The organism is Micromonospora globispora (genome assembly GCF_003857015.1).
Lineage (GTDB): Bacteria > Actinomycetota > Actinomycetes > Mycobacteriales > Micromonosporaceae > Micromonospora > Micromonospora globispora.
The window spans coordinates 1-8,016 of sequence record NZ_QGGF01000220.1; the positions used below are offsets into that span (position 1 = coordinate 1).

General features: G+C 72.8%; 6 protein-coding genes and 1 pseudogene. 2 read left to right on the forward strand and 5 right to left on the reverse strand.

The window, feature by feature from the left end; all coding sequences use genetic code 11:
- A partial coding sequence (locus DKL51_RS09110) for a CAP domain-containing protein (protein ID WP_148097758.1) occupies positions 1 to 505 on the forward strand: 505 nt, incomplete at its 5' end.
- 110 nt (positions 506 to 615) lie between these two features.
- Positions 616 to 1,485, forward strand: a complete 870-nt coding sequence (locus DKL51_RS09115; RefSeq protein WP_124811953.1) for an endo alpha-1,4 polygalactosaminidase — start codon at positions 616 to 618, stop codon at positions 1,483 to 1,485.
- A gap of 91 nt (positions 1,486 to 1,576) precedes the next feature.
- Here DKL51_RS09115 and DKL51_RS09120 read toward each other — a convergent pair whose 3' ends face one another.
- The 5 genes and pseudogenes from DKL51_RS09120 to DKL51_RS09140 all read right to left on the reverse strand — a co-directional run.
- Positions 1,577 to 3,085, reverse strand: a complete 1,509-nt coding sequence (locus tag DKL51_RS09120; RefSeq protein WP_109966562.1) for an MFS transporter — start codon at positions 3,083 to 3,085, stop codon at positions 1,577 to 1,579.
- A 197-nt stretch (positions 3,086 to 3,282) separates the two neighbouring features.
- Positions 3,283 to 5,502, reverse strand: a complete 2,220-nt coding sequence (locus DKL51_RS09125) for an MMPL family transporter (RefSeq protein ID WP_109944374.1) — start codon at positions 5,500 to 5,502, stop codon at positions 3,283 to 3,285.
- 236 nt (positions 5,503 to 5,738) lie between these two features.
- On the reverse strand, positions 5,739 to 6,596 hold the full coding sequence (gene mutM / locus DKL51_RS09130) for a bifunctional DNA-formamidopyrimidine glycosylase/DNA-(apurinic or apyrimidinic site) lyase (RefSeq protein ID WP_109944375.1): 858 nt from the start codon (positions 6,594 to 6,596) through the stop codon (positions 5,739 to 5,741).
- The gene (gene rnc / locus DKL51_RS09135) at positions 6,589 to 7,374 is read right to left on the reverse strand and encodes a ribonuclease III (RefSeq protein ID WP_124811954.1); all 786 of its coding nucleotides are present in this window, start codon (positions 7,372 to 7,374) and stop codon (positions 6,589 to 6,591) included. Before rnc ends, mutM begins: the two co-directional genes overlap by 8 nt.
- A 52-nt stretch (positions 7,375 to 7,426) precedes the next feature.
- Positions 7,427 to 8,016: pseudogene (locus DKL51_RS09140) on the reverse strand (phosphate acyltransferase PlsX); the annotation flags it as partial.

The following is an 8,016-nucleotide window of genomic DNA, read 5'->3' on the forward strand; positions in this document are numbered from 1 at the left end:
CCGGACGGCCAAGCCCACCCCCAGCCGGACCACCGCCCCGTCCCGGCAGCTCCAGCGCAGCTCCGCGCCGAGCACCAGCACCGGCACCAGCACCGCGCAGGCCACCTCGACCGGCAGCCGGATCAGCGCCGAACTCCAGGAGGTCGTCGACCTGGTCAACGCCGAGCGGGCCAAGGCCGGCTGCAAGGCGCTGACCATCAACGACAAGCTGATGCTGGCGGCACAGCGGCACAGCCAGGACCAGGCCGACCACCAGACCATGTCGCACGACGGCAGCGACGGCAGTGACGTCGGCGACCGGCTCGACCGGGTCGGCTACGACTGGCGGGCGTACGGCGAGAACGTCGCCTGGAACCAGCAGACGCCGGAGGCGGTGATGGACGCCTGGATGAACAGCCCGGGACACCGGGCGAACATCCTGAACTGCTCCTTCACCGAGATCGGGGTCGGCGTCGCGCGGAGCAACGGGCCGTACTGGACGCAGGACTTCGGCACCCCGCAGTGACCGCGAGTCGTCGCGGGGGCCGCGCTCGTTGACCGGGTGAGGTACGCCGGGGACGGCTCGGCGTACCGGCAGGGGCGGCACGGGAGCCGCCCGCGACCCGGGAGCTGCCGATGCGGATCCGGCCGGCCTGGCCCGTGCCGTGGACCCGGCCAGCACGCGTCCTCCGACGCCGCCTGCGCCGGGCGCTGCCCGCGATCGTGGCGCTGGTGCTGCTCGCCCCGCTCTCCGGGTGCCGGACCGACCTCACCCCGCCCGGCTCCCCCACCCCCTGGCCCGCCGAGTACGCCCGTCGCTGGCAGTGGCAGTGGCAGCTCAGCGGGCCGGTCGACGTCACCGTCGACGCGGACGTCTTCCTGCTCGACCCGGTGCGGACCACGTCCACCGAGACCGCCGCACTGCGCGCCCGGGGCCGGCGCCTGGTCTGCCAGGTCCAGGTCGGGTCGTACGCGACCACGGACCCGGACGCGTCCCGCTTCCCGGCGGCGGTCCGCGGCGCTGTGGTGCCAGGGCGGCCGGGCAGCCGCTGGCTGGACGTACGGCAGTGGGACACGTTGAAGCCGGTGCTGGCCGACCGGTTCCGGCTGTGCCGCGGCAAGGGCTTCGGAGCGGTGGCGCTCACCGACGCCGACGGGTACCTGCACCGGTCCGGCTTCCCGCTCACCTTCGACGACCAGTTGCTGTTCAACCGGCAACTGGCCGCGCTGGCCCGCTCCCTGGATCTCTCCCCCGGCCTGGTCAACGACGTGCCCCAGGTCGCCGCGCTGGCTCCCGACTTCGACTTCGCGGTGAACGAGGAGTGCATCCGGCGCCGGGAGTGCGCCAAGCTGCTGCCCTTCACCGACGACGACAAGCCGGTCTTCCACGTGGAGTACACCGGCGACCCGACGGAGTTCTGCGTGACCACCGTCGGGTACGGCTTCTCCTCGATCCGCAAGGACCGGGACCTGGACGCCTGGCGGGAGCCCTGCCCGCTGCCCTGACAGGGGGCGCGGTGCCGGCGCGACGTACCCGAAAAGGGCGGACGCCGCCCCCGCCGGGAGGGCGGGGACGGCGTCTCGGACGGGACGGCGGTCAGCCGGTGGCGGCCCCGGTGGCCGGAGCCGGCGTCCCGGCCCCGCCGCGCGGGGACGGGATGCGAGCGTGCTCCGCGCTGAGCGGCGTCGCCAGGTGCTCCAGCGACTTCCCCTCGGCCCGGACGCCGAGCACCAGCTCGACCAACCCACCGATGATCATGACAACTGCGCCGATCACGAAGGCGAGCACGGTGTCGCCGACCTGCTTGGTGCCGACCAGCTTGGCGAAGAGCAGCGGGCCGGTGATACCGCCGGCGGCGGTGCCGAGGGCGTAGAAGAACGCGATCGCCATCGCCCGGGTCTCCATCGGGAAGATCTCGCTCACCGTCAGGTACGCCGCGCTGGCGCCCGCCGAGGCGAAGAAGAGCACCGCACACCAGCAGGCGGTCATGGTCACCGCGTTCAGCACACCGGCGTGGAACAGCCACGCGGTGCCGAGGAGCAGCACGCCGGAGCCGATGTACGAGCCGGCGATCATCGGCACCCGGCCGACCGTGTCGAAGAGCCGGCCCAGCAGCAGCGGGCCGAGCAGGTTGCCGACCGCGATCACCGCGAAGTAGTAGCCGGTGTTGCCGGTCGGAACCTTGAAGAAGGTCTGCAGGATCTGGGCGAAGCCGAAGGTGATCGCGTTGTAGAGGAACGCCTGCCCGATGAAGAGCGAGAAGCCCAGCGCGGCGCGCTTCGGGTAGCGGGCGAACAGGGTCCGCGCGATCTCCAGGAAGTTGGTGCTCTTCCGCTGCCGGATCTCGATGTAGTCGTCGGCCTCGGTCAACTCCCTGCCGGTCTCCCGCTTGACCTCCGCCTCGACCGAGTCGACCAGCTTGTTCGCCTCCTCTGCCCGACCGTGGATGAACAACCAGCGCGGGCTCTCCGGGACGTGCCGGCGGACCAGCAGGATCACCACGCCGAGCACCGCGCCCAGGCCGAAGGCCACCCGCCAGCCGAGGTTGGTCGGCAGGCCGTTGAGCAGCGGCACGGTCAGCAGCGCGCCCATCGCGGCGCCGAGCCAGAAGGTGCCGTTGATGACGATGTCGATCCGGCCGCGGTGCCGCGCCGGGATCAGCTCGTCGATCGCCGAGTTGATCGCCGCGTACTCACCACCGATACCCATACCGGTCAGGAACCGGAACAGGAAGAACCACCAGGTGTCGAAGGAGAGCGCGGTGAGCGCGGTGGCGACCAGGTACAGGCCGAGGGTCAGGAGGAACAGCTTCTTGCGGCCGAACCGGTCGGTCAACCAGCCGAAGAAGAGCGCACCGGTACAGGCACCGGCGACGTAGAGGGCGGCGGCGAGACCGGTGACCTGGCTCTGGGTGATGCTCAGGCCGCTGCCCGGCTCGGCCAGCTTGCCGGAGAGGTTGCCGACGATGGTCACCTCGAGGCCGTCGAGGATCCACACCGTGCCCAGGCCGATGACGATCATCCAGTGCCAGCGGGACCACGGCAGCCGGTCCAGCCGGGCCGGGACGTTGGTGCGTACGGTTCCGGTCTGCACGTCGGTGCTCATCGCGTGCTCCGGGGGGCTTCGGGTTCGTCCGGGGCACCGGCCCGAAGGCCGCGCACCTGCATGCGCAGTTCGTCCATGGCGGCCAAGATGCCCCGCCACCCCGATGGTTAATCCGCCGGTAACAAGGCCGTGATTCATCAGACTGCCGAGGGAGCCGGCCCGGTGTGGGCCGGCCCCCTCGGGCGGAACTGCGCAGGTCAGCGGGCGCCGACCAGCTCCGGTGCCGGGGTGGGCGGCTCGGCGGGCGGGGTCGCCGCCCGGGGCCGCAGGAACCGGGGAGCCCACCAGTTCCGGTCGCCGAGCAGGGTCATCAGCGACGGCAGCACCACCGCCCGGATGATCGTGGCGTCCAGCAGGATCGCCGCGGCCAGGCCGATGCCGAGCTGCTTCATGTCGATCGTGCTGAGCGACGCGAAGATCGCGAAGACGCCGACCATGACGATCGCCGCGCTGGTCACCACCCCGGCCGAGGAGGTGATCCCGTACGCGACCGCGTCCCGGTTCGACATGCCGGCCCGGATGCCCTCGCGGATCCGGCTGACCACGAAGACGTGGTAGTCCATGGAGAGCCCGAAGAGCACCACGAAGAGGAAGAGCGGCAGCCAGGAGACGATCGCCCCGATCGAGGTGAAGCCGAGCAGCCCCTCGGCCCAGTCGCCTTGGAAGACCAGGACCAGCAGGCCGTACGCGGCACCGGCGGAGAGCAGGTTGAGCATGATCGAGGTGACCGCGACCACCACCGACCGGAACGTCCAGGCCATCACCAGGAAGGTCAGCGCCAGCACGAAGGCCATCACGACCGGCAGCTTCTCCTCGATGTGCCGGGAGTAGTCCTCGCTGTCGGCGACGCCGCCGCCGACCGCGTACTCGACGCCGGGGATGCCCCGCAACGCGGCGGGCGCCAGGTCGTCGCGCAGCTCGTGCAGCGACCGCGCCGCCTCGTCCGTACGGCTGGCGTACGGGGTGGCCACCTCCAGCACCGCCACCCGCCGGTCGGCCGACACCTTGATCTTCGGGCCGTCCCCCTCGGCCGGCGCGAAGAGCGGGTCGGCGGCGGCCCGGCCGGCCAGGTCGGTCAGCGCGGCGCGCACCCGGTCGGCCTGCTCGGCCGGCGCCCGCACAGCCACCGTGTGGCTGGTGCCGTTGCTCGGGAAGGCGGCGGTGAGCCGGTCGTACGCCTGCATGGCGGGCGTGGTGCGGGGCAGGTCCTCCATGCCGGGGAACTTCAGCTTCATGCCGAGCATCGGGGCGGCCAGGGCGAGCAGCAGCCCCACCGAGATCACCAGCGTGGCCAGCGGTGCCCGCAGCGCCGGCTTCAGCACGGCCGGCCAGAACCGGGGCCGGGCGGGCTCCCCGTGCCGACCCGTACGCGGCGCGGTGAGCCGCCAGAGCAGCGGCACCCGGGGCCGGTCGACCCAGCGGCCCAGCTTGGCCAGCAGGCCCGGGAGCACGGTCAGCGAGCCGGTCACCGCCACCGCGACGACCAGGATCGAGCCGACGGCGAGCGAGGAGAAGATCGCGTCGTTGGCGAGCAGCAGCCCGGCCATCGAAATCATCACCGCGAAGCCGGAGACCACCACGGCGTGTCCGGACGTCTCCGCGGCGATCTCCACCGCGTCGAGCCCGGCGCGTCCCTTGGCGCGTTCCTCCCGTTCCCGACGGACGTAGAAGAGCGAGTAGTCGACGCCAACCGCCATGCCGATCAGCAGGATCACGCTGGACGTGGTGTCGGTGGCCGGCACCAGGTGCGAGGCGAGGGTGGAGAGCCCCATCGCCGCCGCGACCGAGGAGAGCGCGAGCAGCACCGGTACGCCGGCGGCGATGAGCGCCCCGAACGCGATGATCAGGATGGCCAGGGTGACGGGCAGGCTGAGCAGCTCGGCCCGCTTGAAGTCCCTGCCCAGCGTGTCGTCGAGCGCCTTGTTGATCGACGGCCCGCCGACCTGCTCGATCCGCAGTTGCGGGTGCGCCTCCTGCACCGAGGCGGTGGCGTCCCGCAGCGGCTGTACCCGGTCCGACGCGGTCTCCGGGTCACCGGACATGGTGATCGGCACCAGCAGCGCCGACCCGTCCCGGGCGGGCACCGGCTGGCCGACCGAGGCGACCCCGGTCACCCCCCGTAGCCGGGTCGCGGCGTCGTCGGCCGCCGCCTGCGCCGCCGTCCGGTCGAGGTTCCCGGTGCGGGCGGTGATCAGGACGTTCTCCACGGCCGGATCGGCGAAGTCACCGGACGCGACGATCACCCCGGCCCGGCCGGACTCGCCGACCGCCTGGTCTTCGAGAGTCGCCTCGTTGAGTCCGGCGGCGTTGCCGCCGACGAAGCAGACCGCCACGAACACCACCCACATCGCGATGGCCCGCCACGGATGCTCCGCACTCCACCGCGCCAACCGCACCGTCACCGGTCGCCTGCCCATATCCGGGTTCCCCCTCCACGCGTCGGTCCTCTGCCGACGGTGCTGACGCTAGGCAGGACGGGGTGCGCGGACATCGGGGTTCGGCCCCGGCTCGTCCCGGAACCGGTAGCTCCGGGCCGAACGAGTCAGGGCCGGTCAACCAATCGGACAGAAAGGGCGAAAGGCGGCGCCCGTCGGGGACGCGCCGGGACCGGCCGGGGACGGCACACCGGCGCATCCCCGAGCCCCGATCGGGGTCATCCCCGGAGGGACCCCCGGGGCCGCGGCTGGCAGCGCGGGCAGCTGTACGACGACCGGTTCATGAACGGCTCCCGGCGGATCGGCGCCCCGCACCGCCGGCACGGCTCGCCCTCGCGGCCGTAGACGTTCAGCGAGCGGTCGAAGTAACCGCTCTCGCCGTTGACGTTGACGTAGAGGGCGTCGAAGCTGGTGCCGCCCTCCTTGATCGCCTCGCCGAGCACGTCCCGCACGTGGCCGAGCAACCGCAGCGCGGCCGGGCCGGTAAGCGCGTCGGTGGGCCGGACGCCGTGCAGCTTCGCCCGCCACAGCGCCTCGTCGGCGTAGATGTTGCCGACGCCGGAGATGAGCGTCTGATCGAGCAGCGCCCGCTTCACCTCGGTACGCCGCCGACGCAGCGCCGCCACGAAGCCGGCGTCGGAGAACTCCGGGTCCATCGGATCCCGGGCGATGTGCGCGATCTCGGCGGGCAGCTCGGCGCCCCCCTCCGAGACGGACAGCCCGCCGAACGTGCGCTGGTCGACGAAGCGCAGCTCGGGGCCGTCGTCGGCGAACCGGAACCGGACCCGCAGGTGCAGCTCGTCGGCCGCCCCGACCGGCTGCAGCAGCAGCTGACCGGACATGCCCAGGTGGCCGATGAGGGCGTCACCGCTGTCCAGCGGCAGCCAGAGGTACTTACCGCGGCGCCGGACGTCGATGACCGTCCGGTCCCTGAGCACGTCGGCGAAATGCTCACCGCCGGGCTGGTGCCGGCGTACCGCGCGGGGATGCCGCACCTCCACCGAGATGATCCGGCGGCCGATGACCCACTGGGCCAACCCCTGCCGGACCGTCTCGACCTCGGGCAGCTCAGGCACGGCCGGCGCCCGCCTCGGCGGCGTCGGCCGCCGGCTCGGCCGCCTCCGCCGCGGCCAGCGCGGCCTGATCCTGCTCGGTCAGCATCCGCCAGGCGGACTCGGCGGCCCGCTGCTCGGCCTCCTTCTTGCTCCGGCCCTCGGCCCCGCCGTACCGGTTGCCGGCCACCACCACCCAGGCGGTGAACGTCTTCAGGTGGTCCGGGCCGGTCCCCTCGATGCGGTACTCCGGCACGCCCAGGCCCAGCGCGGCGGTCAACTCCTGCAGGCTGGTCTTCCAGTCCAGGGCGGCGCCCCGGCCGGCCGACTCGGCCATCAGCGGGTCGAACAGCCGGTGGATCACGATCGCCGCGGTGTCCAGGCCGTACTGGAGGTAGATCGCGCCGAGCAGCGCCTCCAGGGTGTCGGCGAGAATGCTCGCCTTGTCCCGCCCGCCGGTGGTCTCCTCGCCCTTGCCCAGCAGCAGGTACGCGCCGAGTCCGTCCGGCCCGAGGCCGCGCGCCACGTCGGCGAGCGCCCGCATGTTGACCACGCTGGCCCGCAGCTTGGCGAGCTGCCCCTCCGGCAGGTCCGGGTGGTTGTGGAAGAGCGCGGTGGTGATCACCACGCCGAGCACCGAGTCGCCCAGGAACTCCAGCCGCTCGTTGGTGGGCAGGCCGCCGTTCTCGTACGCGTACGAGCGGTGGGTCAGCGCGCGCTCCAGCAGCTCCGGGTCGAGCGACACCCCGAAGGCCGCCTCCAGGTGAGCGACGGGAGCCCGCCGCCGCTTGTCGTTCGTCATACCGTTGCCCCTTCATTTGCGACCATGAGGCTCGCCAGCTCACTTCTCGAGCTCATCGCGTCACCTCGTTGTCGTCACTGTGTGCGGGATCCTGCGGAACGCCCTCGAGCAGGGCGGAGATCGTGTCGGTGGCGCCGCGCCGCCACAGGTGGGCGGCGAGCGCGATGCCGGAGGCGACGTCGTCGGGGCGGGCCGCGCCGTGGCAGACGACCACCGTGCCGGAAACGCCGAGCAGGGCCGCCGCCCGGGGAGCACCGCCGCTGGCGGGCGGTCCACCCGCCATCGCGTACGCGCCCTCGATCGCCTTGAGCAGCACGTTACCGGTGAACCCGTCGGTGACCACGACATCGGCGCGCGCGCCGAGGGCGACGTCGTACCCCTCGACCAGGCCGACGTAGCGGGCACCACCCGGCAGGGGCACGGCGGCCAGCAGGGGATCGGCGGCGCGGCGCAGCCGGTCGCCCTTGCCCGCCTCGGTGCCGACGGAGAGCAGCCCGACCCGGGGCGTGGCGACGGCGTGCGCGACGGCGGCGTAGGCGGCACCCAGGACGGCGTGCCGGGCGAGGGTGGCCGCGCCGGGCTCCAGGGAGCCGCCGACGTCCAGCAGGACCACCGGGCCGGCGACCGCGGGCAGGGTGGCCA